Origin of the sequence: Extensimonas soli (assembly GCF_029211265.1) — a bacterium.
Taxonomy (GTDB): Bacteria; Pseudomonadota; Gammaproteobacteria; order Burkholderiales; family Burkholderiaceae_C; genus Extensimonas; species Extensimonas soli.
This window is the reverse complement of the sequence record NZ_JARGEL010000003.1, coordinates 16,934-40,440: the sequence shown is the minus strand read 5'-3', so window position 1 is coordinate 40,440 and position 23,507 is coordinate 16,934. Positions and strand designations below refer to the sequence as shown.

The 23,507-nt window shown below is 66.2% G+C and carries 22 protein-coding genes; 1 reads left to right on the top strand and 21 read right to left on the bottom strand.

Annotated elements, in window-relative coordinates:
- Positions 1-21: 21 nt before the first annotated feature.
- Both PYV55_RS00190 and murJ read right to left on the bottom strand, forming a co-directional pair.
- The gene (locus PYV55_RS00190) at positions 22-873 is read right to left on the bottom strand and encodes a SirB1 family protein (RefSeq protein ID WP_275848135.1); all 852 of its coding nucleotides are present in this window, start codon (positions 871-873) and stop codon (positions 22-24) included.
- Positions 874-922: 49 nt separating this feature from the next.
- Complete coding sequence (murJ, locus tag PYV55_RS00185; RefSeq protein ID WP_275848133.1) at positions 923-2,488, bottom strand: murein biosynthesis integral membrane protein MurJ; 1,566 nt, start codon at positions 2,486-2,488, stop codon at positions 923-925.
- 177 nt (positions 2,489-2,665) lie between these two features.
- On the opposite strand from murJ, the gene rpsT reads away from it, so the two are divergent.
- The gene (gene rpsT, locus PYV55_RS00180) at positions 2,666-2,962 is read left to right on the top strand and encodes a 30S ribosomal protein S20 (protein ID WP_275848131.1); all 297 of its coding nucleotides are present in this window, start codon (positions 2,666-2,668) and stop codon (positions 2,960-2,962) included.
- Between the two features lie 126 nt (positions 2,963-3,088).
- Here the strand turns inward: rpsT and PYV55_RS00175 are convergent, their stop codons facing one another.
- The 19 genes from PYV55_RS00175 to pyrH all read right to left on the bottom strand — a co-directional run bounded on the left by PYV55_RS00175 (position 3,089) and on the right by pyrH (position 23,507).
- Positions 3,089-3,982, bottom strand: a complete 894-nt coding sequence (locus PYV55_RS00175) for a Kdo hydroxylase KdoO (protein WP_275848129.1) — start codon at positions 3,980-3,982, stop codon at positions 3,089-3,091.
- A 208-nt stretch (positions 3,983-4,190) separates the two neighbouring features.
- Positions 4,191-4,607 carry a DUF4149 domain-containing protein gene (locus PYV55_RS00170; protein WP_275848127.1) on the bottom strand — a complete coding sequence of 139 codons (417 nt, stop codon included), beginning with the start codon at positions 4,605-4,607 and terminating at the stop codon, positions 4,191-4,193.
- 56 nt (positions 4,608-4,663) lie between these two features.
- A complete protein-coding gene (greA, locus tag PYV55_RS00165) occupies positions 4,664-5,140 on the bottom strand; it encodes a transcription elongation factor GreA (RefSeq protein WP_275848125.1) in 477 nt (158 codons plus the stop codon).
- 100 nt (positions 5,141-5,240) lie between these two features.
- Positions 5,241-8,561 carry a carbamoyl-phosphate synthase large subunit gene (gene carB / locus PYV55_RS00160; protein ID WP_275848123.1) on the bottom strand — a complete coding sequence of 1,107 codons (3,321 nt, stop codon included), beginning with the start codon at positions 8,559-8,561 and terminating at the stop codon, positions 5,241-5,243.
- A complete protein-coding gene (gene carA, locus PYV55_RS00155) occupies positions 8,554-9,738 on the bottom strand; it encodes a glutamine-hydrolyzing carbamoyl-phosphate synthase small subunit (protein ID WP_275848121.1) in 1,185 nt (394 codons plus the stop codon). The genes carB and carA overlap by 8 nt, the downstream gene beginning before the upstream one ends.
- Before the next feature lie 183 nt (positions 9,739-9,921).
- Positions 9,922-10,794 (bottom strand): TrmH family RNA methyltransferase, encoded by an 873-nt coding sequence (locus PYV55_RS00150; protein WP_275848119.1) that lies wholly within the window; start codon positions 10,792-10,794, stop codon positions 9,922-9,924.
- Positions 10,791-11,432 (bottom strand): ribonuclease HII, encoded by a 642-nt coding sequence (rnhB, locus tag PYV55_RS00145; RefSeq protein WP_275848117.1) that lies wholly within the window; start codon positions 11,430-11,432, stop codon positions 10,791-10,793. The genes PYV55_RS00150 and rnhB overlap by 4 nt, the downstream gene beginning before the upstream one ends.
- Positions 11,404-12,558, bottom strand: a complete 1,155-nt coding sequence (lpxB, locus tag PYV55_RS00140) for a lipid-A-disaccharide synthase (RefSeq protein WP_275848115.1) — start codon at positions 12,556-12,558, stop codon at positions 11,404-11,406. The genes rnhB and lpxB overlap by 29 nt, the downstream gene beginning before the upstream one ends.
- 194 nt (positions 12,559-12,752) lie before the next feature.
- Positions 12,753-13,559, bottom strand: a complete 807-nt coding sequence (gene lpxA / locus PYV55_RS00135; RefSeq protein WP_275848113.1) for an acyl-ACP--UDP-N-acetylglucosamine O-acyltransferase — start codon at positions 13,557-13,559, stop codon at positions 12,753-12,755.
- A gap of 20 nt (positions 13,560-13,579) precedes the next feature.
- Positions 13,580-14,023 carry a 3-hydroxyacyl-ACP dehydratase FabZ gene (fabZ, locus tag PYV55_RS00130; RefSeq protein WP_275848111.1) on the bottom strand — a complete coding sequence of 148 codons (444 nt, stop codon included), beginning with the start codon at positions 14,021-14,023 and terminating at the stop codon, positions 13,580-13,582.
- Positions 14,020-15,015 (bottom strand): UDP-3-O-(3-hydroxymyristoyl)glucosamine N-acyltransferase, encoded by a 996-nt coding sequence (gene lpxD, locus PYV55_RS00125; RefSeq protein WP_275848108.1) that lies wholly within the window; start codon positions 15,013-15,015, stop codon positions 14,020-14,022. The genes fabZ and lpxD overlap by 4 nt, the downstream gene beginning before the upstream one ends.
- A 15-nt stretch (positions 15,016-15,030) precedes the next feature.
- A complete protein-coding gene (locus PYV55_RS00120) occupies positions 15,031-15,561 on the bottom strand; it encodes an OmpH/Skp family outer membrane protein (protein ID WP_275848106.1) in 531 nt (176 codons plus the stop codon).
- Positions 15,561-17,858, bottom strand: a complete 2,298-nt coding sequence (bamA, locus tag PYV55_RS00115; RefSeq protein ID WP_275848104.1) for an outer membrane protein assembly factor BamA — start codon at positions 17,856-17,858, stop codon at positions 15,561-15,563. The genes PYV55_RS00120 and bamA overlap by 1 nt, the downstream gene beginning before the upstream one ends.
- Before the next feature lie 42 nt (positions 17,859-17,900).
- Positions 17,901-19,262, bottom strand: a complete 1,362-nt coding sequence (gene rseP, locus PYV55_RS00110; RefSeq protein ID WP_275848102.1) for an RIP metalloprotease RseP — start codon at positions 19,260-19,262, stop codon at positions 17,901-17,903.
- 28 nt (positions 19,263-19,290) lie between these two features.
- Positions 19,291-20,481 carry a 1-deoxy-D-xylulose-5-phosphate reductoisomerase gene (gene ispC, locus PYV55_RS00105; RefSeq protein ID WP_275848100.1) on the bottom strand — a complete coding sequence of 397 codons (1,191 nt, stop codon included), beginning with the start codon at positions 20,479-20,481 and terminating at the stop codon, positions 19,291-19,293.
- A complete protein-coding gene (locus tag PYV55_RS00100; RefSeq protein ID WP_275848098.1) occupies positions 20,478-21,347 on the bottom strand; it encodes a phosphatidate cytidylyltransferase in 870 nt (289 codons plus the stop codon). The genes ispC and PYV55_RS00100 overlap by 4 nt, the downstream gene beginning before the upstream one ends.
- Before the next feature lie 29 nt (positions 21,348-21,376).
- Complete coding sequence (gene uppS, locus PYV55_RS00095; RefSeq protein WP_275848096.1) at positions 21,377-22,102, bottom strand: polyprenyl diphosphate synthase; 726 nt, start codon at positions 22,100-22,102, stop codon at positions 21,377-21,379.
- Positions 22,103-22,168: 66 nt separating this feature from the next.
- Positions 22,169-22,732, bottom strand: a complete 564-nt coding sequence (gene frr, locus PYV55_RS00090; RefSeq protein ID WP_275848094.1) for a ribosome recycling factor — start codon at positions 22,730-22,732, stop codon at positions 22,169-22,171.
- A gap of 52 nt (positions 22,733-22,784) precedes the next feature.
- The gene (gene pyrH / locus PYV55_RS00085; protein WP_275848092.1) at positions 22,785-23,507 is read right to left on the bottom strand and encodes a UMP kinase; all 723 of its coding nucleotides are present in this window, start codon (positions 23,505-23,507) and stop codon (positions 22,785-22,787) included.

The window sequence follows — 23,507 nt, the reverse complement described above, 5'->3', positions numbered from 1 at the left end:
AGCTGCGTCAACCCAGCAGCATCACTGCCCCACGATGCGCCGCAGCGCGCGCAGCCGCTCGGCCACCTCTGCGGCATCTTCACTGCCTTGCGCGTGGGCCAGGTAGGCCTCGAGGTCGGCCACGGCGCGCGCGGGCTCGCCTTGTGCGGCATAAAGCAGGCCGCGGTCGCGCCGCTCCTCCCACCCCCGCGGCAGCAGCACGACGAGCCGGTCCTGCACGGCCAGCAAACGCTCGGCATCGTGCTGCGCGCCGTAAATCTCTTTGAGGTTGCGCAGCATGCGCGCCACGATGTCGCGCGGCGTGGCCGCCTGCAGGTACAGGCTCAACGGCATTTCGTCCGGCACGAGGCCGCGCTCATCCTGGTAGGGCTCGAGCCGCTCGAGCAGATCCTCCCGCCCCAGCGACTGCCCCGTGACCGGGTCTATCACCACCTGCCCATTGGGCAGCACCACCTTGACCATGAAATGCCCCGGAAACGCCACCCCGCGCACCTGCAGGCCCGCGCCCTGGGCCAGCTCCAGCCACAGCACCGCCAGCGACACGGGAATGCCGCGGCGCGTGGCCAGCACGTGGTGCAAAAAGCTGTTTTCGGGGTCGTAGTAGTTGTTGGCGTTGCCGCCAAAGCCCAGTTCGGCAAAGAAAAACTGGTTCAACTGGCGCAACCGCTGCAGTGCCGAGGCATTGCGCGAGAGGCGGCGCTGCAGCCGCGCCTGCACCTGGTCCACCTCGCCGAGCACCTGCTGCAGGTCGAGCTCGGGATATTCGTCCTGCGCGATGCTGGCCGCCGCCTCGAGCAATGGAAAATTGGCGTCGCTTTGCACCAGCGCCGCAAAATAATCGAGCGGGGTCGGAGGGGAATAGTCGAGAAACATGGGTCTGGAGCGCCGCAGCAAACCTGCGCAATCTATACCAAGATGCCAATCAGCGCCGCAGCATCTGCCGCAGCTGCAGCCCCGCTGCCCACAGCGTGCCGAAATACACCGCCGCCGCCGCACACAGGATCGCGGCCAGCAGGCCCGCGCGCCGCAGGCTGTCAGAGCGCAGCGCGAGCCACGGAAAATACTGCGCCGCCCACACCAGCAGCACGGCCAGCAAGGCGCTGGCCGCCACCACCTGCAAGGCAAAACGCCCCCAGCCCGGCTGCGGCCGGTAGCTGCCGCGCCGCAGCAAGCCCACGAGCAGCCACAGCGCATTCACGAGCGCCCCCAGCCCGATCGACAGCGCCAGCCCCGCATGCGCCAAAAGCGGCACCAGCGCGATGTTGAGCAACTGCGTGATCACCAGCACCACCACGGCAATGCGCACCGGCGTGCGGATGTCCTGGCTCGCGTAATAGCCGGGCGCGAGCACCTTGATCGCCACCAGCCCGAGCAGGCCCGCGCCGTAGCCAACCAGGGCGCGCGCAATCTGCCCCACGTCACTGTCGTGCAGCGCGCCATGGTGGAACAGCGTGGCCACGAGCGGCGTGGCAAAGGTCAGCAGCCCCACCGCGCAGGGCACGGCGAGCAGCACCACGAGGCGCAAGCCCCAGTCGAGCATGGCCGAATAGCGCTGTGCATTGCCCGCCGCGCGCGCCGCCGCGAGCTGCGGCGTCAGCACCACGCCCAGCGCCACGCCCAGCAGCGCCGTAGGGAACTCCATCAGGCGGTCGGCATAAAACAGCCAGGTGACGCTGCCCGGCGCAAGATACGAGGCGATCTGCGTGTTGATCATCAGCGACACCTGCGCGACGCCGACGCCGAGCAAGGCCGGCGCCATCAACTTGAGGATGCGCCGCACCCCCGGGTGCGCCCAGGCCGCGCGGATTTCGGCCCAGCGCAGACCGATGCGCGGCATCAGCCCCATGCGCAGCAGCACGGGCAGCTGCACGCCCAGCTGCAGCACGCCGCCCAGCATCACACCGCCCGCCATGGCGTAAATCGGCTCGATGCCGCGCGCCGCAAGCTGCGGCGCACCGAGCCAGGCCGCGGCGATCATGCAAAGGTTCAACAGCACCGGCGTCGCCGCCGGCAGCGCAAAATGCTTCCACGTATTGAGCACCCCCGAGGCCAGCGCCACCAGCGACATGCAGCCTATGTACGGGAACATCCAGCGCGTCATCGCCACGGCCGCATCGAACCCCGCAGGACTCTCGTGCAAACCGCTGGCCAGTGCCCACACGAGCACGGGCGCGCCGAGCACGCCCAGCGCGCAGGTCAGCACCAGCACCCAGGTGAGCACCGTGGCCACGCTGGAGATCAGCACCCGCGTGGCATCGACACCGCGCTGCTCCTTGGCTGCCGCAAGCACGGGCACGAAAGCCTGGCTGAACGCCCCTTCGGCAAACAGGCGACGGAACAGATTCGGAATGCGAAACGCCACATTGAAGGCGTCGGTCAGCACATTCGCGCCGAACATCGACGCCATGAGCAGATCACGCACCAACCCCGTGATGCGCGAGGCCAGGGTCAGCAAAGAGACGGTGGAGGCGGCTTTGAAAAGTGACACCGGCGGGAGTGTATGCGCAGCCAGCCCTGCACCGCACAGTGCACACCGGTAGTGCAGTGTTCGATTCTTGATGCGACAGCCGCGCAAAGAAGCACGGAAGAAGCACAGCGCGCAGAGCCAAAGGCTATAATGTTCGGCTTTGCTGACATCACCCACAGACACGAAGGAACCCTATCCATGGCATCCAAGCCCAAAAAGAAGAACCCGCGCCTCGCGTCGGGCCGCAAGCGCGCCCGCCAGGACGTGAAACTCAACGCCGCGAACAGCTCGCTGCGCTCCAAATACCGCACCGCCGTGAAGAACGTCGAAAAAGCCGTGCTCGCCGGCGACAAGACCAAAGCCACGGAACTCTTCGCCAAGATGCAATCGGTGGTCGATACCGTGGCCGACAAAGGCATATTCCACAAGAACAAGGCCGCACGCGACAAGAGCCGCATCGCCGCCAGAGTCAAGGCGCTGGCACTGTCGGCCTAAACGCCTGCAGAGCGCCCCACTTTTTTATCAGCCCGAGCGGCCCGCGCCGCTCGCCGTTTGTAAACGGTGCGCTGTCAGCAAAAACCTAAGAGCCGTCGCAAGACGGCTTTTTTGTTGCCGGTTTTCCTAGCTCGCCATTCCCGCCCCCACGCCCGCGAGCGGACGCCCCACGAGGCGCGTGAGGATGGCCAGCGGGCTGCTCTGCGGGTCCGCTTCGCGGCCCGGCGGCAGGTACAGGGTTTGCTCCATCATGAACTGGCCACTCATCACAGCGTGCGTGGCCTGGTCGGAGAAACACACCCACACGCTGCCGGGCGGAAACGGAATGGTCACCAGCGTGCCGTTTTTCTGGTAGTCCTCGTCGAACTTCATCAGGTCATGCAGCTGCAGCATGAGGTGGTCGTATTCGCTGCGCAGCGACTTGGTGGCGTGCACGGCCTTGAGCAGCCGGGCCTGCCACAGTTGATAAGGTTTGGCCTGGGGTAAAAATTTGCGCGCTATGGCCTCGAACGAGTCGCCCACGCGCCATACGCGCGGGGCACCATGCGGGTTGACGTTGGTGAACACGCGCAGGATGCGCTCGCCATACGTAGGCCGGGTCGGAAAGGCATCGACGTGCATGCGCTGGTCGTCGGCGCGCACCGACTGCGCGCGCACTTCGACCTGCTTGGGCCGAAAGCTCGTGGGCGCCACGCGCAGCTGGCCGCGGTAGGCGGGCAGCAGGTCATGGACGAGTTGCAACGCCTGCGCGCGAAAGCGGCCTATCATCGCCGCGAGCGCCTGTTGCTCGGCGGCGCTGCCCGCGGCGTGGTTGAGCACAGCATCGGCATCCAGGCTGACGTTGCGCTTGCCGGGTTTGAGCATGTCTTCGCGCAGCAGGGCTTTTTCTTCGGGGCTGAGCGCAAAGCCCAGGTGCGGGAAGAAAAGCACCTTGCCGGCCTCCAGCGCCGCCGTCCATTCGGGGCGCGCTTGCAGGCCCTGCCACTGGGTGGCGTCCATTTCGACGATGGGGGAATCCATGGTGTTGCGAGCTCCTCAAAAACAAGGGCGCAGGCACACTGCCTGGCCCAAGCGGGCCATTGTGCGACCAGGCGTGCCCAGGGGTTTTGCCCTCGGTCAACCGGCACTGAGATGCGGGGCGGGCGACAGGTGGGCGCTGGGCGCTGGGCGCTGGGCGCTGGGTGGCTGGGTGGCTGGGTGGCTGGATGTGACCGATGAGAGCGGGCCATCAAGGCGCCTCGGGTTTACGCCCCGCGCGCCACAGCACGGCAGCCGCGCACAGCCATTGCAGCAGGTACAGCGCGCTGCCCACGCTGTGCCACAGGCGCAGGTTCTCGCGCGCGACGATGCGCGGCGCGACGGCGTATTCGCCCAACAGCGCGCACAGCAGTCCGGCAACTATCAATGCAATAGCTGCCTGTGGTTGTCCTGCCTTGGCTTCGCGGTCTTTTTGCGCATAAACCAGCAGAACCATCGCGCACACCACCGACACCCAGCTTTGCGCATGAAACAGCTGCGCCGCCATGTTCCCGGCCATGGCGGGCGTGGGCAAGTGCGCAAACAGCAGCGGCACGGCAATGAACCCCATCGCCGTGAGGCTGCCCCACCACAGCGCCGCCGCCAGCAATGTCAAGCGTGTTTTCATCATCGAGCTCCTGTCGGTTGCTGGCGCACCATGCTCACCCCTCAGCGCGCATCGCGTCACTGGTATTTGACGGCAATGATCTCGTAGCGCTTCACGCCACCGGGCGCCTGCACCTCGGCGGTGTCGCCCTCTTCCTTGCCGATCAGCGCGCGTGCGATCGGGCTGCTGATGTTGATCAGGCCCAGCTTCAGGTCGGCCTCGTCTTCGCCGACGATCTGGTAGCTCACCTGCTCGCCAGAGTCTTCGTCTTCGAGCTCGACCGTGGCGCCGAACACTACCTTGCCGCCCGCGTCCAGCGCCGCGGGGTCTATCACTTGCGCGGCGGCGAGTTTGCCTTCGACTTCCTTGATGCGGCCTTCGATGAAGCCCTGGCGGTCTTTGGCGGCGTCGTATTCGGCGTTTTCACTCAGGTCGCCCTGCGCGCGCGCCTCGGCAATGGCGCTGATGACGTCGGGGCGGTCTTTGGTTTTGAGGCGGTGCAGCTCGGCCTTGAGCTTTTCGGCGCCGCGCTTGGTGATCGGAATGGTGGCCATGGTGGTCTGCGTCTTTTTTCGTGTCGTGCAAAAGCAAACCGCCGAGGCGGACCCCGGCGGCAAGTGGATGGAGCGATTATGCCGAATCGCCCCGGAGGTGTTAAGCCCCGGTTTTCCCCGATGGCGGCAACAGCTGCGCATGCATTTCCTGCACCGAAACCACGCCCAGCCGGTCCATGAAACGCATGCCCTCGACGGCAGCCTCGGCGCCGGCGATGGTGGTGATGGTGGGCACGCGCGCCTGCAGGGCGCCGGTGCGTATGGTGCGGCTGTCGGCGATGGCGTTGCGGCGCTCCTCCACGGTGTTGATGACCAGCGCGATCTGTCCGCTCTTGAGCATGTCCACCACGTGTGGGCGGCCTTCGGTGACTTTGTTGACCACCTCGCAAGGCACGCCGGCAGCGGCAATGGCCTGCGCCGTGCCGCGCGTGGCCACGAGCGCAAAGCCCATGGCGTGCAGTGCGCGTGCGGTCTGCACGGCCTGGGGTTTGTCGGCGTTCTTCACCGTGAGGAACACCTTGCCGCTGGGCGTGCCATCGGCCTTGAGCGGGCGCGGCAGGCGCTCGCCCGCGCCCATCTGCGCCTTGATGTAGGCCTCGCCAAAGGTCTTGCCCACGCCCATGACTTCGCCGGTGGATTTCATCTCGGGGCCGAGAATGGTATCGACGCCGGGGAACTTGACGAAGGGGAACACCGCCTCCTTGACGCTGAAGTATGGCGGCACCACTTCGCGCGTCACGCCCTGCGCGGCCAGCGGGCGCCCCGCCATGCAGCGCGCCGCCACCTTGGCCAGCTGTATGCCCGTGGCCTTGCTCACGAAGGGCACGGTGCGGCTCGCGCGCGGGTTGACTTCGAGCACGTAGATCACGTCCTGCTTGCCGCCGCCTTCCTGCGGCACCTCCTGGATCGCGAACTGCACGTTCATGAGCCCCACCACGTTCAGCCCCTCGGCCATGGCCGCGGTCTGGCGCTTGAGCTCGTCGATGGTGGCCTGCTTGAGGTAGTACGGCGGCAGCGAGCAGGCCGAGTCGCCGCTGTGCACTCCTGCCTGCTCGATGTGCTCCATCACGCCGCCGATCAGCACCTGGCCCGTGGCGTCGCGCACGGCATCGACGTCGCATTCGATGGCGTCGCTCAGAAAGCGATCCAGCAGCACCGGAGAGTCGTTGCTGACCTTGACGGCCTCGCGCATGTAGCGCTCGAGGTCGCGCTGTTCGTGCACGATTTCCATTGCGCGCCCGCCCAGCACGTAGCTCGGGCGCACCACCAGCGGGTAGCCCAGCGCCTGGGCTTTTTCGAGCGCCTCGGCCTCGGTGCGCGCGGTGGCGTTGGGCGGCTGGCGCAGGCCCAGCGTGTGCAAGAGCTGCTGAAAACGCTCGCGGTCTTCGGCCGCGTCGATCATGTCGGGCGTGGTGCCTATGATGGGCACGCCCTCGGCCTCCAGCCCGAGCGCGAGTTTGAGCGGCGTCTGCCCGCCGTACTGCACGATCACGCCGGTGGGCTTTTCCTTGTCGACGATCTCGAGCACGTCCTCGAGCGTGAGCGGCTCGAAATACAGCCGGTCGCTGGTGTCGTAGTCGGTCGAGACGGTTTCGGGGTTGCAGTTGACCATGATGGTTTCGTAACCATCCTCGCGCATGGCCAGCGCCGCATGCACGCAGCAGTAGTCGAACTCTATGCCCTGGCCGATGCGGTTGGGCCCGCCGCCCAGCACCATGATTTTTTGGCGCGTGCTCGGCTCGGCCTCGCATTCGTCCTCGTAGGTCGAATACATGTAGGCGGTGTTGGTGGCAAATTCGGCGGCGCAGGTGTCCACGCGCTTGAATACCGGACGCACGCCCAGCGCGCGGCGGTGCGCACGCACGGCTTGCTCGCTGGTTTTCAGCAGCTTGGCCAGACGCCGGTCGGAAAAGCCTTTTTTCTTGAGAAGCAGCAGCTCTTGTTTCGAGAGCGCTTCGAGCGCGGCATCGCCGTGCGTGGCGGTGTGTTGGTCGAGGTCGAGCTCGATCTTCACGATCTCCTCGATTTGCACCAGAAACCACGGGTCGATTTTCGTGAGCTGGTGCACCTCGTCCAGCGTCCAGCCCGCGGCAAAGGCGTCGCCCACGTACCAGATGCGCTCGGGGCCGGGCTCGCCGAGCTCTTTTTCGAGCACTTCGCGGTCCTGCGTCTTTTCGTTCAAGCCATCGACGCCGACCTCGAGCCCGCGCAGCGCCTTCTGGAACGACTCCTGGAACGTACGCCCGATGGCCATGACCTCGCCCACGCTCTTCATCTGCGTGGTCAGGCGGTTGTCGGCGGCGGGGAACTTTTCGAACGCAAAGCGCGGAATCTTGGTGACCACGTAGTCGATCGTGGGCTCGAAGCTCGCGGGCGTGGCGCCGCCGGTGATCTCGTTGCGCAGCTCGTCGAGCGTGTAGCCCACGGCGAGCTTGGCCGCGACCTTGGCGATCGGGAAGCCCGTGGCCTTGGACGCGAGCGCCGACGAGCGCGACACGCGCGGGTTCATCTCGATGACGATCATGCGCCCGTCTTTGGGGTTGACGGCGAACTGCACGTTCGAGCCGCCGGTATCGACACCGATTTCACGCAGCACGGCCAGGCTCGCGTCGCGCAGAATCTGGTATTCCTTGTCGGTCAGCGTCTGCGCGGGCGCGACAGTGATCGAGTCGCCCGTGTGCACGCCCATGGGGTCGAGGTTTTCGATCGAGCACACGATGATGCAGTTGTCGGCCTTGTCGCGCACCACCTCCATCTCGTACTCTTTCCAGCCCACGAGCGACTCTTCGATCAGCAGCTCGCTGGTGGGCGAGGCTTCGAGGCCGCGCTTGCAGATGGTCTCGAACTCCTCGGGGTTGTAGGCGATGCCGCCGCCCGTGCCGCCGAGCGTGAAGCTCGGGCGGATCACCGTCGGAAAGCCCACGTGCTTTTGCACCTCCCAGGCCTCGGCCATGCTGTGCGCAATGCCGCTCTTGGCCGAGCCCAGGCCGATGCGCGTCATGGCCTCCTTGAACTTGAGGCGGTCTTCGGCCTTGTCTATGGCCTCGGGCGTGGCGCCGATCAGCTCCACCTGGTACTTGGCGAGCACGCCGTTGCGCCACAGGTCGAGCGCGCAGTTGAGCGCAGTCTGCCCGCCCATGGTGGGCAGGATGGCAAAGCCGCCGGGGTGCTGCGGGCGCTCCTTGGCGATGATTTTCTCGACCGTCTGCCAGGTGATGGGCTCGATGTAGGTGACGTCGGCCGTGGCCGGGTCGGTCATGATCGTCGCGGGGTTGCTGTTGATCAGGATGACCTTGTAGCCCTCTTCGCGCAGCGCCTTGCAGGCCTGTACGCCCGAGTAATCGAACTCGCACGCCTGCCCGATGACGATGGGGCCGGCGCCGATGATGAGGACAGTCTGGATATCGCTGCGCTTAGGCATTTTTGGGGTTCTCCATCAGCGCCGTGAAGCGGTCGAACAGATAGGCAATGTCGTGCGGGCCGGGCGAGGCCTCGGGGTGGCCCTGAAAACAGAACGCGGGCTTGTCGGTGCGCGCGAGCCCTTGCAGCGTGCCGTCGAACAGGCTCAGGTGCGTGGCGCGCAGATTCGCGGGCAGCGAGGCTTCATCGACGGCAAAGCCGTGGTTTTGGCTCGTGATCGAGACGCGACCCGTGTCCAGGTCTTTCACGGGGTGGTTGGCGCCGTGGTGGCCGAACTTCATCTTGAAGGTCTTGGCGCCGCTGGCCAGCGCCATGATCTGGTGCCCCAGGCAAATGCCGAAGGTGGGGATGCCCGCGTCGATCAGCGTGCGCGCGGCGGCGATGGCGTAGTCGCAGGGCTCGGGGTCGCCGGGGCCGTTGGACAGAAAGACGCCGTCGGGGCGCAGCGCCAGCACCTCGGCGGCAGGCGTCTGCGCGGGCACCACGGTGAGCCTGCAGCCGCGCGCGGCGAGCATGCGCAGGATGTTTTTCTTTACGCCGAAGTCGTAGGCCACGACATGAAAGCGCGGCGCGGTCTGCGTACCATGACCAGTGCCGAGCTGCCACTCGGTCTGCGTCCAGGCGTAGGGCGCGGGGGTGCTGACCACCTTGGCCAGATCCAGCCCGACCATGCGCGGCGCGCCCTGCGCGAGGGCGACGGCCTGCGCAGCGGCTTGGTCGAGCGCAGCCTGCGTGACCGACTGGTCCGGCGCCAACGCGACGATGGCGCCGTTTTGCGCGCCGCCGGTGCGCAGCAGGCGCGTGAGGCGGCGCGTGTCCAGCCCTGCAATGGCCACGGTGCGCTCCTGCACCAGGTAGTCCGAGAGGGTCTGCGTGCAGCGGAAGTTGCTCGCAAGCAGCGGCAGGTCTTTGATGATCAGGCCCGCGGCGTGGACTTTGTCGGCCTCGACGTCCTCGGGGTTGACGCCGTAGTTACCGATGTGCGGGTACGTGAGCGTCACGATCTGCTGGCAGTAGCTCGGGTCGGTGAGGATTTCCTGGTAGCCGGTCATGGCGGTGTTGAACACCACCTCGCCGACCGTGGTGCCCGCGGCACCTATCGATTGACCTGTAAAGACCGTGCCGTCTGCGAGCGCCAGGATGGCGGGCGGGAAGCTTGCCTTGAGAGACGAAAGCACTGGGGACTCCGAAACGAATGGCGGCCGCCCAGGCCCGCAGGCTGCGCCGGGCAAGGCAAGGCACCGACGTGCATAGCCTGGCTGCGCGTGACTGCTCTCAAAAAAGTAGTAGCTTTGGATGCTGGGACGGCGCTTATGCGAGAAAAGCCGCCCATTATATCCGCGCCCTGCGGCGGGCCAGGTCTATTTGCTGCGGTGCAGCAAGGGCATGGCGTGCCCTTGCACCGCACTCGCATGCAGGCAGATCGCCGCGGCCGCAGCGACGTTGAGCGACTCTTCCCCGCCCGGCTGGGCGATGCGGATGCGCTGCGCGGCGCGCGCTTCGAGCGCGGGGCTGACGCCCTGCCCTTCGTGTCCGAGCACCCAGGCGCAGGGCCACGGCAGCTTGGCCTCATGCAGAAAATCGCCCGCGTGCGAGCTCGTGACGAGCAGCGGCAGAGCCAGCGCCTGCACGTCGTCCTGCGCCAGACCTTCGACCAGGCGCAGCGCAAAGTGCGCGCCCATGCCGGCGCGCAGCACCTTGGGCGACCACAGCGCGGCGCTGCCCTTGAGCGCAAGCACCTGACCAAAGCCAAAGGCCGCGGCACTGCGCAGAACAGAGCCCACGTTGCCCGCGTCCTGCACGCGGTCGAGCACTACGGTGGCAACGCCGGCCTGCAAGCCCGCGGCAGGCGGAAGATCGAGCACATAGCCCATGCGCGCAGGCGATTCGAGCATGCTCACGGCGGCGAAAAGCGCATCCGAAAGCACTACTGTTTTATGAGCTGCTTGCGCCCAATCATCGGGCGCCAAAGGCCAAAAAGACTCTGCAAACACGGCCACGCTGGGCTGCCAGCCGCGCGCCAGCGCCGCACGGCACAGGTGGTCGCCCTCGATCCAGACCTGGCCCTGGCTGCGGTAGGCCGTGTTGTCCTGCGCGAGGCGGCGCAGCGCCTTCACGAAGGCGTTGTCGCGCGAATGGATGTGCGTGATGGCGGCGTCTTTGCCGGCGGCCGCTGGCTCGGCGCTGGGTGCCGACAGATCGCCCGCCGGCCGCGGCCGTTTTTCCGCGCTCATGGCGCACGCTCCAGCAGCTGCGCGACGGGCGCAAAGCTGCGCCGGTGGTGCTCGCAAGGCCCATGCGCGCGCAGGGCCGCGAGGTGCGCTGCGGTGCCATAGCCCTTGTGCGCGGCAAAGCCGTATTGCGGGTAGTCCATGTCAATCTGCGCGCACCACTGGTCGCGCTGCACCTTGGCCAGAATCGATGCGGCCGAGATCGCCGGCACCAGCGCATCGCCCGCGACGATGGCCTGCGCGGGCATGTCGAACGCGGGCAGGCGGTTGCCGTCGACGAGCGTGAGCCGCGGTTTGAGCCGCAGGCCCTGCACCGCGCGCGCCATGGCAAGCAGCGTGGCCTGCAGGATGTTGAGGCGGTCGATTTCTTCGACGCTGGCCTCGGCGATGCTGCAGCACAGCGCCTTGGCGCGGATCTCGTCGTAGAGTGCCAGGCGCCGTTTGGGGCTGAGTTTTTTGGAGTCTGCCAGGCCCGCGATGGGGTGCAGCTCATCGAGGATCACTGCGGCCGCGACCACGGGGCCGGCGAGCGGGCCGCGTCCGGCCTCATCGACGCCCGCGACCAGCGCCGCGCCGTGCGGAAGGTGCAATCGGTCGAACAGCGCGGCCTGCTCAGCGGACAAGGATTTTTTCGATCGCATCGGCGGCGAGTTGCGGGGTGTTGCGTTGCAGGCTCTCATGCAGGGCGTCGAAGCGCTGCACGAGTGCGTGGATGGTGTCCGGCGCCTGCGTGCGCGCGTCGAACCACTGCAGCGTCGCCGCGGCGAGCGCCTGCGGCGTGGCGGCGTCCTGCAGCAGTTCGGGCACGACGAAGTCGCGGCACAGGATGTTGGGCAGGCCCACCCAGGGCTGCAGCTGTTTGCGCCGCATGAGGCGCCAGCTCAGCGGATGCATGCGGTAGGCGATCACCATGGGGCGCTTGAACAGCGCCGCCTCCAGCGTGGCCGTGCCGCTCGCGATCAGCGTCACGTCGCAGGCCGCAAGCACCTCGTGCGAGCGCCCCTCGACCACCTGCACCACGGCGCCCAGGCCGCGCGCCTCCAATTGCTGCACGATGCGCGCGCGCAATGCAGGCAGCGCCGGAACAATCATTTTGATAGCTGACTGTGCTTGATGGATCAGCGCTGCAGCGTCAAAAAAGGCTGGAGCGAGGTAGTGCACCTCGGCCCTGCGGCTGCCTGGCAACAGCGCCAGCACGGGCGCATCCTGGGATAAGCCGAGCGCGCGGCGCGCCGCTGCCTGGTCGGGCACGCGCGGGATCACATTCGCCAGCGGATGGCCCACGTAGGTCGCAGCGATGCCATGTTGCGCGAGCAGCGCGGGCTCGAACGGAAACAGGCACAGCACGTGCTCGGCACTGCGGCGGATTTTTTCCACGCGCTCGGGCCGCCAGGCCCAGATCGAGGGGCACACGAAGTGCACCGTCTTGATGCCTGCGGCGCGCAGGTCGGCTTCCAGGCCCAGGTTGAAATCGGGCGCATCGACGCCGATGAACATGTCGGGGCGCCCCTGCAGCAGACGCGCACGCAACTGGCGCCGGATGGCCACGATGCCCGCGAGCCGGCGCAGTACCTCGAAACTGTAGCCATGCACGGCCAGCCGGTCGCTGGGCCACCAGGCGTCAAAGCCGCGCTCGCGCATGCGCGGCCCGCCTATGCCGTGCGCCGCCACCTCGGGCCAGCGCGCCTGCAGCCCCTGCAGCAGCAGGCTCGCGAGCAGATCGCCCGAAGCCTCTCCGGCCACCATGGCCACACGCGGCGCGGTCATGCGTACCTCATGAAAAGATCGTCAACTCAGAGGCTGAAAGTTTTTCGGCCGCGGCCGAAAGGCGCATCCAAACGCCACCGCTCAAGGTGCAAAGCGCAGCCATAGCGCGGGCTATGGCGAGCATTTGCAACGACGAACGGGGGTGTTTGGGTGTGCAAGGCGGCCATGGACGAAAGACTCTCAGACTCTGCCTCTCAGGCGCGGCGCACGATGCCGCGGCGCGAGGCGTCAAGGAAGGCCAGCATGCAGGCCACGTCTTCGGCCGCGTCGGGGAATTGCGCGGGCAACTCGGCGAATGCGGCGCGCGCGGCTTCGAGCGTGAGCCCCTGGCGGTACAGCAGGCGGTGCATCTGCTTGATGGCCGCGAGGCGCGGCGCGGAAAACCCGCGCCGGCGCAGCCCCTCGATGTTGAAGCCGTGCACCGCGAGCGGGTTGCCATCGACGAGCATGAACGGCGGCACGTCCTGCGAGACATGGCTGCCAAAGCCCACCATCGCGTGCGCACCTATGTGCACGAACTGGTGCACGCCCGTGAGCCCGCCGACGATGGCCTGCTCGCCAATATGCACATGGCCCGCGAGCGTGGCATTGTTCGCGAGGATGGTCTGGTTGCCGACCACGCAGTCGTGCGCGATGTGCACGTAGGCCATGATCCAGTTGTCGTCACCCACCGTGGTCACGCCGCGATCTTGCGCCGTGCCGAGGTTGAAAGTGCAGAACTCGCGGATGGTGTTGCGGTCGCCGATGACGAGCTCGGTCGGCTCGCCCGCGTATTTTTTATCCTGCGGCACGGCACCGAGCGAGGCGAACTGGAAGATGCGGTTGTCGCGCCCTATGCGCGTACGCCCTTCGATCACGCAGTGCGCGCCTATGCTGGTGCCCGCGCCTATGCGCACCTGCGCGCCGATGACGGCGTACGGCCCGACCTGCACCGAAGTATCGAGCTCGGCGGCGGGATCGATCAGCGCAGTGGGGTGAATCAGCGTGCCTGGGGCGGTCATCGCGCAAAGCGGCCGGCGCGTCACTCGACGTTGCGGATGGTGCACATGATGGTGGCCTCGCAGGCGACCTCGTCGTCCACCATGGACTTGCACTGAAAGCGGTACATCCCGGCGCGCGCGCGATCCAGCGCCGAGTGCAGCACCAGCTGATCGCCCGGCCCCACGGGGCGCTTGAAGCGCGCACCGTCTATGCCCACGAAGTAGAACACCTGGCCGTCACCGAGGCGGACGCCTTCGGTCTCGAACGACAGCAATGCACAGGTCTGCGCCATGGCCTCCAGCATGAGCACGCCGGGCATGACCGGGCGCTTGGGGAAGTGGCCGGCAAAAAACGGTTCGTTGATGGTCACATTCTTGATAGCACGCAGCGTCTTGGCCTGCAGGTCAATGTCGAGCACGCGATCCACGAGCAGAAATGGATAGCGATGGGGCAGCAGTTGGAGGATTTGGTGAATGTCCATCATCGGGGGTCGTCTTTGGATTCTTGCAATGCGCGCTCCAGGGCCTTGACGCGCTCGCGCAGCTTGTGAAGTTGCTTGAGTGCGGCGGCGTTTTTTTCCCAGCGCGCATTCTCGTCTATGGGGAAGATGCCAGTGTATTGCCCCGGCTTGCGCAGGGAGTGCGTGACCAGGCTCACGGCCGAAATGTGCACATTTTCAGCCAAGCTCAGGTGCCCGAGCACGTTGGCCGCACCGCCTATGGTGCAATGCGCGCCTATGGTTGCGCTGCCCGCAATGGCCGAGCAGCCCGCCATGGCGACATGGCGGCCGATGTGCACGTTGTGGCCGATCTGGATCAGGTTGTCGAGCTTGACGCCATCTTCGATCACGGTATCGCGCAGCGCCCCGCGGTCTATGCAGGTGTTGGCGCCGATCTCGACGTCGTCACCGATGCGCACCGCGCCGAGCTGCTCGATCTTGACCCACGCGCCGCCCTCCTGGGCAAAGCCGAAACCGTCGGCGCCAATGACCACGCCAGGGTGCAGCAGGCAGCGCGCGCCGATCTCGCAGCGCGCGCCCACCGTGACACGGGACGTCAGCACCGTGTGCGCACCTATGCGCGCGCCGCGCTCGACCACGCACAAGGGGCCTACCGTGGCCGTGGGATGCACCTCGGCCGAGGCTTCGACGACGGCGCTCGGGTGAATGCCGGGGGGCACGGCGGGATCGTGGCGCTGGCGCCAGAGCTGCGTGAGGCGCGCAAAGTAGACGTAAGGGTCGGCCGCCACGATGCACGCGCCGCGCGCGCGCGCCTGCATGCGCAAGGCGGGCGCCACGATGACGCAGGCCGCCCGCGAGGCGGCCAGTTGCGGCTGCAGGCGCGGCTGGCTCAGAAAGCTGATGTCACCCGGCCCTGCGGCATCGAGTGGTGCAATGCCGGTGATGACCGCATCGCGCTCCCCGCCTTCCAGCACACCGCCGAGCGCATCCACGATCTCCCCGAGACGCAAACTCACACGCCACCCGTGCGCTTATTTACCCGCGGAGGTATTCAGCGCCTTGATCACCTTGTCAGTGATGTCGTACTTGGGGTTGATATAGACGGCCTCTTGCAGGATGAGGTCGTATTTTTCGGTTTCGGCGACCTGCTTGACCACCTTGTTGGCGCGGTCTATCACCTGCGCGAGCTCTTCGTTCTTGCGCGCGTTCAGGTCTTCCTGAAACTCGCGGCGCTTGCGCTGGAAGTCGCGGTCCTGGTCCACGAGCTGGCGCTGGCGTGCCGTGCGCTGGCTCTCGGCCATGGTGGGCGCCTCGCGCTCGAATTTTTCGGAGGCAGCTTTCAAGGCGTTGCCCTGGTCGATCAGCTCTTTTTCGCGACGCGAAAACTCTTGTTCGAGCTTGGCCTGCGCCGCCTTGGCGGTGTTGGCCTCACGGAACACGCGGTCGGTGTTGACGAAGCCGACCTTGAAATCCTGCGCCTGCACCGGCGCAGCAACGGCCAGGGCGCCCATCAAAGCAGCGGCGCCCAGACAACGGGAAAGGGTGGAGGAGAGGACTTTCATTAGAACGATGTACCTATCTGGAATTGCAATTTCTGGATTCTATCGCCGGCAAATTTATGCACCGGCTGGCCAAAGCCCAGGCGCAAGGGCCCGAGCGGGGAAATCCAGCTCAAACCCACGCCCACCGAGGCGCGCAGCTGGCTGAACTCGAACTTTTCGCCTTCGCCATAAACGTTGCCCGCATCGACGAAGGTATAAATGCGCAAGGTGCGGTCGTTGCCGGCGCCAGGAAATGGCGAGATCATTTCGGCATTCAGCGTGAGCTTCTTGGTGCCCCCGAGCACAGCCCCGGTCACATCACGCGGCCCGAGCGTGCCCTGCTCGAAGCCGCGCACCGACCCCAGACCGCCCGAATAGAAGTTTTTGAACACCGGGAACGGCCGGCCGTTGAGGCCCTTGCCCAGGCCCAGCTCGCCATTGAAGGCGAGCGTGTAGCGCTTGTTCAATGGCAGGTATTGCTGGTATTGGTAGTCCCCTTTGACGTAGCGCGCATCGGACGCCACCGACCACTCGGACATGAAACGCTGGTAGCGCCCCGCCGTCGGCGCGAGCGCACTGTCGCGGCTGTCGCGCGACCAGCCAATGGTCAGCGGCACGGACGTGCTGGTAAAGCCAAAGCGCGTCGCGTAATACAGATACGCTGCGGGGATGTTGGTGCCGGACTTGATCTTGGTCTGCTCGAGCCCGCCGCCGAAATACACCGTATCGACTTCGCTGAACGGCACGCCGAAACGCAGGGATGCGCCCGTGGTGTCGATCTCGTAATCGCCACCCTGGTTTGCATAGGGCTTGTCGGAGCGATAGTACATATCTATCGTGCGCGAGACGCCATCCTGGGTGAAATAAGGGTCGGTGGTGCTGAGCACCAAGGTGCGGTGGTACTTGCTGGTATTGACCTCGATACCAAGGTAATTACCTGAACCGAAGACGTTTTCCTGCTTGATGGCAAACGACAGCGTGACTTTTTCCGCACTCGAAAATCCTGCCCCCAGCTGCAGCGAGCCCGTGGGCTTTTCGGTCACATTGACGGCCAGATCGACCTGGTCGGGCGCGCCTGGAACTTCGTCGGTTTCGACGTTCACTTCGGTGAAATAGCCCAGCCGGTCCACCCGGTCGCGCGAGAGGCGGATTTTGTCGCCGTCGTACCACGCGGACTCGAACTGGCGGAACTCGCGGCGAATGACTTCGTCGCGCGTGCGGTTGTTGCCCGTGACGTTGATGCGGCGCACGTAGGCGCGGCGCGAAGGGTCGGCGCGCAGCACCAAAGTGACGCGGCCGTTGTCGCGGTCGACATCGGGCACGGCCTCCACGCGCGCAAAGGCGTACCCGAAACGCGCGAAGTTCTCCGTGAATGCCTTGGTGGTTGCGGTCACCTGATCGACGTTGTAGGGCTCGCCCGCACGAATTTTGACCAGGGACTTGAACTCGTCCTCGCGCCCCAGATAGTCGCCCTCGAGCTTGACGGCCTGCACCACGTAACGATCACCTTCGTGCACATTGATGACGATGGAGATGTCCTTCTTGTCGGGCGAGATCGCCACCTGCGTGGACTCGATGCGGAATTCGAGAAAGCCGCGCTGCAGGTAGTACGAGCGCAAGGACTCGAGGTCGGCGTTGAACTTGGCGCGCGAATAGCGGTCGGACTTGGTGTACCAGCTGAGCCAGCCCCCCGTGTTGAGGTCGAACAAGTCCTTGAGCGTGGATTCGCTGAACGCCTTGTTGCCGACGATGCGCACCTCCTTGATGCGCGAAGCCTCACCTTCAGTGACGGTGAAGGTCAGATTGACGCGGTTGCGCTCCACAGGCGTCACCGTGGTCACGACCTCGGCACCGTAGAGACTGCGGTTGATGTATTGGCGCTTGAGTTCCTGCTCAGCGCGGTCGGCAAGGGCCTTGTCAAACGGCCGCCCCTCGGCGAGGCCAACCTCGCGCATGCTTTTCTTCAGCGCATCCTTGTCGAACTCGCGCGTGCCCACGAAATCCACGTCGGCGATCGTGGGGCGCTCCTCGACCACGACCACGAGCACATTGCCCGCGGCCTCGAGGCGCACGTCCTTGAACAGACCCAGGGCATACAAGGCGCGGATGGCTGCAGCGCCTTTGTCGTCGTTGTATTCGTCGCCGACCCGAAAGGGCAGTGAGGCGAACACCGTGCCGGGCTCGACCCGTTGCAGGCCCTCTACGCGGATGTCCTGCACCTTGAAGGGTTCGAGCGCCCAGGCCGTATGGGCGGCAAAAACAAGTGCGGCCAAGGCCGATGCGGTACGCACGCCGAAGCGATGGAAGTGGTTTTTCATGTAAAAGCAAGCGCAAGCCGCCGTATCGAAACCCGGTGAGGTTCAGCCAAGAAAGCGGGAAATGTCGTTGAACAGTGCAATTGCCATCATCAGCAGCAGCACTGCCATGCCGCCACGCTGCAATTGCTCGAGCCATGGATCAGGAACTGGCCGCCCCGTCACGCCCTCCCAAAGATAATACATCAGGTGTCCGCCATCGAGGACGGGCACGGGCAGCAGGTTGAGCACGCCCAGGCTCACACTGATCACGGCCAGAAAAGCGAGGTACGGCGTCAGCCCCAGGCTCGCCGAGCGGCCGGCGTAATCGGCGATGGTCAAGGGGCCGCTGAGGTTTTTCAGCGAGGCTTCGCCGATCAGCATGCGCCCCATCATGCGCAAGCTCAGCACCGAGATGTCCCAGGTGCGCGCAAAGGCCTTGCCCAGGCCCTCCAGCGGGCCGTAGCGCACGCGCACGAATTCGGGCGCCGCGCCCACGTAAGCACCAATGCGGCCGACGATGCCCGTGGGCTCCTGACGGGGCTCGGGCTGCACGCGCAGCTGCAGCGCCGTGCCCGCACGCTCTATGCGCCAGGTCTGCGCCTGGGCTTTGCCGTCCTGCACGGCCTGGCGTATCAGTTCACGCAGTTGCAGGCCGTCGACCACGGGGGTCGCGTCGACCTGCAGCACGAGGTCTCCTTCCTGCAGGCCCGCGCGCTGCGCCGGGCTGCCGGGCATGATCTCGCCGAGCACCGGGCGCGTCCACGGGCCTGCGATGCCGATTTTGCGCAGCATCTGCGCGTCGGCCTCGCGCGTGTCGAACTGCGTCAGGTCGAGCAGCACTTCGCGCCGCAGTGCGCCCGGCGTGGGCTCGACTTCCAGGCGCACGACGGTGCCCTCGAGCGCCCCTTGCGTCAAGATCCAGCGCAGGTCTTCGAACGAACGCACGGGTTCGAGTTCGGCAGCGCCCAGCGCTGCGCGCTGCACCAGCTCGCCGCCCTGCAGCCCGGCCGCTTGCGCGATCGAGCCCGGCAGCGGGCTAGCCAGCGTGGCCTTGGGCTCCTGCACGCCTATCCAGTGCACCAGCGCATACAAAAGCACCGCGAGCAAGAGGTTCGCGAGCGGCCCCGCGGCGACGATGGCCGCGCGTGCGCGTAGCGGCTGGGTGTTGAAAGCGAGGTGACGCTCGTTGGCAGGCACCGGCGCCTCGCGCTCGTCGAGCATGCGCACGTAGCCACCGAGCGGAAAAGCCCCGAGGACGAACTCGGTCGCGCTGCCCTTGGGCTGCCAGCGCAGCAGGGGCTTGCCAAAACCTATGGAAAAGCGCAGCACCTTGACGCCGCAGGCCACGGCCACGCGGTAATGACCGTATTCGTGTACGGCAATCAGCAGGCCCAGCGCAATGAGAAAGGCAGGCAAAGTCAGCATGGCGCGATTCTCACCGTTCTGTGTGGCATCAGGCGCTCAAATGCGCAATGGCCTGGTCTGCCGCGCGGCGTGCCTGCGCGTCGAGCGCCAGCAGGGCTTGCAGCGAATCGGGCTGCGCGGGTGCCACGGCTTCGAGCGTGGCGCGGTTCACGGCATCGATCTGGTCAAAACGGATGCGCCGCGCCAGAAAAGCCGCCACGGCCTCCTCGTTCGCGGCGTTGAGCACGGCCGTGGTGCCGCGCGGCGCGGCCAGCGCCTCCCAGGCCAGGCGCAGGCCCGGAAAGCGCTGCGCATGGTCGTGCTCAGCCACGTCCTCGAAGGTCATGGCCGAGAGCGTGCGAAAGTCCAGCGCCGCCGCACCCGATTCGACGCGCTCGGGCCACGACAGGCCGTAGGCGATGGGCACGCGCATATCAGGCGTGCCCAGCTGCGCCACCACCGAAGTGTCGCGGTACTGCACCATCGAGTGGATGATGCTTTGCGGGTGGATCACCACCTCGAGCCGCGCGGGATCGAGGCCGAACAGGTAGCGCGCCTCGATCACCTCGAGCGCCTTGTTCATCATGGTGGCCGAATCGACCGAAATCTTGCGCCCCATGCTCCAGTTGGGATGCGCACAGGCCTGCTCGGGCGTCACGTCGCGCAGCGTGGCCGGCGCGCGTGTGCGAAACGGCCCGCCCGAGGCAGTGAGGATGATTTTTTCGACGCGCTGCGCCCAGGTCGAAGGGTCTTCGGGCAGCGACTGAAAAATCGCCGAGTGCTCGCTGTCTATGGGCAGCAGCGTCGCCCCGCCGGCGCGCACGGCGTCCAAGAACACCTCGCCGCCCACCACCAGCGCCTCTTTGTTGGCGAGCAGCAGGCGCTTGCCCGCGCGTGCTGCAGCCAGGCAGGGCGCGAGGCCCGCAGCGCCCACAATGGCCGCCATGACGGTGTCCACCTGCTCGTGCGAAGCTATCAATTCAAGAGCTTCTTGCGCTTGCAGTACCTGCGTTGGGAGGCTATTTTGTGCTAATTTTTCGGCAAGCAAGCGTGCATGCGGAGCGCTCGCCATCGCAGCCAGCCGCGGGCGAAAACGCGCGCATTGTTCCAGCAGCAGATCGACCTGCGTCGCGGCGCTGAGGGCGAACACCTCGAAACGCTCGGGATGGCGCGCCACCACGTCCAGCGTGCTGGTGCCTATCGAGCCCGTAGAGCCCAGAACCGCGATGCGCTGCTTCATGGCGCGCCCTGCAGCCAGCGGGCCAGCATCATCGCCAGCGGCAGCGTGGGCAGCAGCGCATCGACGCGGTCGAGCACACCGCCGTGCCCCGGCAGCAGGCCGCTGCTGTCCTTGACGCCCGCGCTGCGTTTGACGAGCGACTCCACGAGGTCGCCGACCACGCTCATGGCGCCCAGAAACAACGCCACCACGGCCAACAGCCCCCATCGCCAGCCACCGGGCGCCGCCACCATGCCGTAAAAACTGGGCGGCTGCACCTGCCAGTGCGCGTCCGCCGCGGCCCAGCCGAAGGCGAGCAGTTGCACGCCGATGAGGCCGCCCCACACGCCTTCCCAGGTCTTGCCGGGGCTGATGGTGGGCGCGAGCTTGTTGTGCGTCCAGCGCAGGCCAAAGGCGCGCCCGCAGAAGTACGCAAAAATGTCCGCGACCCAGACCAGCACCAGCACCGAGAGCAGAAAGTTGACGCCCATGCGGCGCGCCTGCGCGAGCGCGAGCCAGGCGAGCCACAGCGCGAGCAGGCCGCCCAGCAGCCGCAGCGCCCGCGGAATGTGCGGCCAGCCTGCCACGCCCGCGCGCAGCAGCCAGGCGCCACCCAGCACCCAGGCCAGCCCCGCAAGCAGCCACAGCGCGCGCAAAGGCTGCTCCACCCAGCCGAGCCACCAGGTGAGCGCGCACAACAGCAGACACACCGCACCCCACGCCAGCGCCGCCGCCGGCCCCAGACCGTTGAGCCGCCCCCACTCCCAGGCACCCGCAGCCACCAGCGCCAGCACCACGCACATCAAGGGCAGCGGCGTGGGATAAAACAGTGCGGGCAGCAAAATGGCCAGCAAGACGATGGCGGTGATGATGCGTTGGCGCAGCATGAAAATCTCCTTGCCTTCGCCCGGTTGGCTCAGGAAGCCACCGCGCGCACCTGCTCGGACGTCTTGCCGAAGCGGCGCTCGCGCGCGGCGTAGGCGGCGATGGCCTGGTCCAGCGCCGCCTCGTCGAATTCGGGCCAGAGCTTGTCGCTGAAAAACAGCTCGGAATACGCGGCCTGCCAGAGCAAAAAATTGCTCAGGCGCATCTCGCCCCCGGTGCGGATCACCAAGTCAGGGTCGGGCACATGGGCCAGCGCCAGCGCGCCGGGCAGACTTTGCTCGGTGATGGCTTCACCGCGCGCGGCGAGCGCTGCCGCCGCCTGTGCAATGTCCCAGCGGCCGCCGTAGTTGAAGCACACGTTGAGCACGAGCCGCGCCGGATCCGTCAGACTTGCCGTGCTCGCCTCGGCCTGCGCGAGCCCTTCGCGCACCCGCGCCGAGAGCCCGGTGCGCTCGCCCACGCAATAAAGCCGCACCCCGTCTTTGCGCAGCAAAGGCACCTCACGCGCGAGCGCCAACGCGAGCAGCTCCATGAGGCCAGAGACCTCTTCCACGGGACGGCTCCAGTTCTCGGACGAAAAAGCAAATACCGTGAGCACCTGCACGCCACGATCGAGGCAGGCGCGCACGCAGCGGCGCAAGGATTCGACGCCCTGCCGGTGTCCGGCCAGGCGCGGCAGAAAACGGCGCGTCGCCCAACGGCCGTTGCCATCCATGACGATGGCAATGTGGTGCGGCACCACGGGGGAATAGGACATGGAGGAAGGCCGTACGCGCAAGAACTTCGCCTGAGAAAGAAAGGTCAATCGATTCACCGACGGCGCTCACACCGCCATGATCTCTTGCTCCTTGGTCGCAACCAGGGCATCGATCTCGGCGATGTGCTTGTCGGTGGCCTTCTGCACCTCGGCTTCGGCGCGCTTTTGCTCGTCCTCGGAGATGAGCTTGTCTTTCACCAGGCGCTTGAGCGCCTCGTTGGCCTCACGCCGCAGGTTGCGCACGGCCACCTTGGCGTTTTCGCCCTCGTGGCGCGCGAGCTTGGTCATCTCCTTGCGCCGCTCCTCGCTCATGGGCGGCATGGGTACGCGAATCAAGTCGCCCATGGAAGCCGGGTTCAGGCCCAGCTCGCTCTCGCGAATGGCTTTTTCAATTTTCGCGCCCATGCCCTTTTCCCAGGGCTGCACGCTGATGGTGCGCGCGTCGAGCAAGGCCACGTTCGCCACCTGGCTCAGCGGCACCATGGAGCCGTAATACTCCACGTGCACGGTATCGAGCAGCGCGGGATTCGCGCGGCCCGTGCGGATTTTCTGCAGGTTGTTCTTGAACGCTGCGATCGACTGGTCCATCTTGCTCGCAGCGGTGTTTTTGATCTCGGCAATCGTCGTCATGGGTTCTCCTCGGGACCGCGGCACGCCTGCCTGCGCGCCAGCAGCCAGCCCGTCAAGCGTAAACCAGCGTACCTTCGTCTTCCCCGAGCACCACGCGCAGCAAGGCGCCAGGTTTGACGATGGAAAACACCCGCACGGGGAGTTTTTGGTCGCGGCACAGCGCAAAAGCCGTCGCATCCATGATGCCCAGGTTGCGCGCCATGGCCTCGTCGAAGCTCAGGCGCGTGTAGCGCTGGGCCTGGGGGTCTTTTTGCGGGTCGGCAGTATAAACACCGTCCACCTTGGTGGCCTTGAGCACCACTTCGGCGCCGATCTCGGCCCCGCGCAGCGCCGCTGCGGTGTCGGTGGTGAAAAATGGGTTGCCCGTGCCGGCGGCGAACACCACCACCTTGCCCTCTTCGAGGTACTGCAAGGCCTTGGGGCGCACGTAGGGCTCGACCACCTGCTCGATGGCGATCGCGGACATCACGCGCGCAATCAGTCCGTTTTTTTCCATGGCGTCGGCCAGGGCCAGGGCGTTCATGACCGTGGCCAGCATGCCCATGTAATCGGCCGTGGCCCGGTCCATGCCGGCCGAGCCGCCTGCGACCCCACGAAAGATATTGCCGCCGCCGATCACCACCGCCACCTCGACACCAAGGCGCGTGACCTCGGCGATCTCTTCGACGATGCGCCCTATGGTCGCACGGTTGATGCCGAAGGCGTCGTCGCCCATGAGCGCCTCACCAGACAACTTGAGCAGGATGCGCTTGTGGGCTGGTGTGGCAAGGGACAT

Coding starts and splice junctions, on each gene's coding strand:
- PYV55_RS00190 (WP_275848135.1), bottom strand. CDS start 873: ATGTTTCTCGACTATTCCCCTCCGACCCCGCTCGATTATTTTGCGGCG.
- rpsT (WP_275848131.1), top strand. CDS start 2,666: ATGGCATCCAAGCCCAAAAAGAAGAACCCGCGCCTCGCGTCGGGCCGC.
- PYV55_RS00175 (WP_275848129.1), bottom strand. CDS start 3,982: ATGGATTCCCCCATCGTCGAAATGGACGCCACCCAGTGGCAGGGCCTG.
- PYV55_RS00170 (WP_275848127.1), bottom strand. CDS start 4,607: ATGAAAACACGCTTGACATTGCTGGCGGCGGCGCTGTGGTGGGGCAGC.
- greA (WP_275848125.1), bottom strand. CDS start 5,140: ATGGCCACCATTCCGATCACCAAGCGCGGCGCCGAAAAGCTCAAGGCC.
- carB (WP_275848123.1), bottom strand. CDS start 8,561: ATGCCTAAGCGCAGCGATATCCAGACTGTCCTCATCATCGGCGCCGGC.
- PYV55_RS00150 (WP_275848119.1), bottom strand. CDS start 10,794: ATGAGCGCGGAAAAACGGCCGCGGCCGGCGGGCGATCTGTCGGCACCC.
- rnhB (WP_275848117.1), bottom strand. CDS start 11,432: ATGCGATCGAAAAAATCCTTGTCCGCTGAGCAGGCCGCGCTGTTCGAC.
- lpxB (WP_275848115.1), bottom strand. CDS start 12,558: ATGACCGCGCCGCGTGTGGCCATGGTGGCCGGAGAGGCTTCGGGCGAT.
- lpxA (WP_275848113.1), bottom strand. CDS start 13,559: ATGACCGCCCCAGGCACGCTGATTCACCCCACTGCGCTGATCGATCCC.
- fabZ (WP_275848111.1), bottom strand. CDS start 14,023: ATGATGGACATTCACCAAATCCTCCAACTGCTGCCCCATCGCTATCCA.
- PYV55_RS00120 (WP_275848106.1), bottom strand. CDS start 15,561: ATGAAAGTCCTCTCCTCCACCCTTTCCCGTTGTCTGGGCGCCGCTGCT.
- bamA (WP_275848104.1), bottom strand. CDS start 17,858: ATGAAAAACCACTTCCATCGCTTCGGCGTGCGTACCGCATCGGCCTTG.
- rseP (WP_275848102.1), bottom strand. CDS start 19,262: ATGCTGACTTTGCCTGCCTTTCTCATTGCGCTGGGCCTGCTGATTGCC.
- ispC (WP_275848100.1), bottom strand. CDS start 20,481: ATGAAGCAGCGCATCGCGGTTCTGGGCTCTACGGGCTCGATAGGCACC.
- PYV55_RS00100 (WP_275848098.1), bottom strand. CDS start 21,347: ATGCTGCGCCAACGCATCATCACCGCCATCGTCTTGCTGGCCATTTTG.
- uppS (WP_275848096.1), bottom strand. CDS start 22,102: ATGTCCTATTCCCCCGTGGTGCCGCACCACATTGCCATCGTCATGGAT.
- frr (WP_275848094.1), bottom strand. CDS start 22,732: ATGACGACGATTGCCGAGATCAAAAACACCGCTGCGAGCAAGATGGAC.
- pyrH (WP_275848092.1), bottom strand. CDS start 23,507: ATGTCCCTTGCCACACCAGCCCACAAGCGCATCCTGCTCAAGTTGTCT.